This is a genomic window from Bradyrhizobium sp. (assembly GCF_030654605.1).
GTDB lineage: Bacteria > Pseudomonadota > Alphaproteobacteria > Rhizobiales > Xanthobacteraceae > Bradyrhizobium.
Genome location: NZ_JAURXB010000170.1, coordinates 1 through 2,324, shown reverse-complemented (window position 1 = coordinate 2,324; position 2,324 = coordinate 1). Strand labels below are relative to the sequence as shown.

At 63.3% G+C, this 2,324-nt stretch carries 2 protein-coding genes and 1 pseudogene; all 3 read right to left on the bottom strand.

The features are described from left to right. Positions 1–146: 146 nt before the first annotated feature. Complete coding sequence (locus Q7U29_RS16035; protein ID WP_304743088.1) at positions 147–1,502, bottom strand: aromatic ring-hydroxylating dioxygenase subunit alpha; 1,356 nt, start codon at positions 1,500–1,502, stop codon at positions 147–149. Positions 1,503–1,618: 116 nt separating this feature from the next. Beyond that, the gene (locus tag Q7U29_RS16030) at positions 1,619–2,152 is read right to left on the bottom strand and encodes a hypothetical protein (protein ID WP_304743086.1); all 534 of its coding nucleotides are present in this window, start codon (positions 2,150–2,152) and stop codon (positions 1,619–1,621) included. 50 nt (positions 2,153–2,202) lie between these two features. Beyond that, a pseudogene (locus tag Q7U29_RS16025) lies at positions 2,203–2,324 on the bottom strand (transcriptional regulator); the annotation flags it as partial.

Sequence of the window (2,324 nt, the reverse complement as noted above, 5' to 3'; positions counted from 1 at the left end):
CCTTCACCCCTGGCCGGACTTGCGCTTCGCCGTCAAACACCCAAGGTGGGAGCCGTATGCGGGAAAGCCGCCTGTACGGTTCTGTGCGGGGGGCGCTCAGAAATGAGCGTCCCTACCGCGATCGCTTCGCTCGCAATGACGAAAAGTCAAACCGCCTTGAGATGCCGGACCTTGTCGGCGATCTCCTGCGGTACCGGCGCGGCCCATGGCGCGCTGCGGCGGCGCTTGACGTCGACTTCCATCCAGAAGGTTTCCCAGCCGCGCGTAGGCCCGATGCCGTCCATGGTGGCGGGGCCCTGGATGCTGCGGGCATGGACGTCGTCGAGGAACAGCATCGGCTTCTGGCCGCCCGCGACCTTCTCGATCTCCTGCCGCAGCAGCCGGCGATACTGCACGATCGCCTTGTCGGAACTGCCGAGATGTTCTTGGGTGCGGTCCTGGATCGGTCCCATCGATTCCACCGCCCACTGGTCGTGCACGTTGATGTCGGCACCCATGCCGGTATAGGTCGCGGTCGCCTGCTCGTGCGGGTCGAAACCGTAATCGTTGGTCTTGTTCTTGCGCGATTTATAATCGGGCAGTTCGTAGAGTTCGAGCCGCTGGTCGCGCATCTTGTTCTTGTCGACCGGCGTCGAATAGGAGGTGAAGATCGCGTACCAGTAGCAGTTCTCGTCATCGACCGGCACATGCCACTGCGTGATCGTCATCTCCGTGCTCATGGGAATGACAAAACCGTGCGGAAACAGCTGGTTGGTGACGCGAACATGGGTTTGCTCGTCGTCGATCTCGCGCAGCGTGATCAGCCGCAGGCCATATTCGGTGTGCTCGACATTGATGATCGGGCGGTCATATTCGCGCAGGATCTTGGTCATCGGCAAGTCGCTGCCGGCGGAGGCGCCGCGGAACTGCTTGCCATAGGCGCCTGAGGTGTCCTCGTCCTCGAAGAAGCGATGCAGGAACGAGGCATGCGCCGGGTCGATGCCGACCTCCAGCGCCTGCAGCCAGTTGCAGTTGATATGGCCCTTGAACGCGAAGGTGTGGCTGTCCGGCGCGACAAAACAGTCGATCTCCGGAAACGCCGGCGGTTCGCCTTCGCCGAGATACGCCCACAGGATTCCGCTTTTCTCTATCACCGGATAGGCCCGTTGCGTGACGTTCCTGCACAACGGCGAATCCTTCGGTTCGGCCGGCGTCTCCAGGCATTTGCCCGCGACGTCGAACAGCCAGCCATGGAAGGCGCAGCGCAAGCCGCCGTTTTCCAGCCGGCCGAACGCGAGGTCGGCGCCGCGATGCGCGCAATGCCGATCCATCAGGCCGTAGCGGTTCTGCTCGTCGCGAAACAGCACCAGGTTTTCCCCGAGCAGTCTTACCGGCTTGACCGGACGCGGCCCCGTCAGCTCGTCGACCAGCGCCGCCGGTTGCCAGTACATCCGCATCAATTTGCCGGCCGGATCCTTCGGCCCGGTGCGGGTGATCAGGTCGTTGGCTTCCTGGCTCATCATGACGGTGTTCTCCGGACCGGCGGTGCGGGCTGAATGTCGTTTGGAATCAAGTTACTAGGCTTGCGGATCGCTGCAAGCGGATTCCTTGCCCACATTGCCTGATCGCTGGACGGTGCCTACGCTCTCAACCCGAAATGGCCAATGATTTCCAGCGCGGACGCCTCTGCCGGCCGCTTTTCGGTGTCCAGCTTGAGGCAGCCGGCGCTCGGCACCGCCGTGAATTTGTAGTCGTCGAGGTATTTGTTGAGGCCCTCCGCCGACGCCATCTTGCGTCGTTCGACCCGATCGGGGTTGCCGACCCTGCGCAGCGCCTCTTCGCGCGAGCAGTGCAAAAACACCGGCAGCAACTCACCGCCGTGCCGCTGCACAATCTCTTCGAGTTTCCGGAATTGCGGGAGGTCTTCCGGCTCGACAAAGCAGAAGGTCATGACGACAAGAGAAACGCCGTACTCTCCGGCGGCGTCGAGCGCCGCATATCGGGTGCTATGGACCAGCTCCCAGAACCCGGGCGCGCCGAACTCGAACAGGGTGCGCGCGAGGTCGATCGCGGCATGATTGTCGAACAGCCGCCCCGGCACCAGTTCAAGCAGCGCTTTTGCGACCGTCAGCTTGCCGGCCGCGGGCGCGCCGTGGAGGAAGAGCAGTTTCATGCGCGGATGAATATCGCGAATGGCAAAAGAGGGCGAGGCCCGACCGCCACTTACCCCCGCGCGAACATTTTCGCTTCGCTCTGCAGCACCGGCGCCACCGCGTCGACCAGGCGCGCGGCGGCGGCATCCCCGCTGAGGCCTGAGGTATCGACCACCGCATTCGCCCGCGCAT

Coding starts and splice junctions, on each gene's coding strand:
- Q7U29_RS16035 (WP_304743088.1), bottom strand. CDS start 1,502: ATGATGAGCCAGGAAGCCAACGACCTGATCACCCGCACCGGGCCGAAG.
- Q7U29_RS16030 (WP_304743086.1), bottom strand. CDS start 2,152: ATGAAACTGCTCTTCCTCCACGGCGCGCCCGCGGCCGGCAAGCTGACG.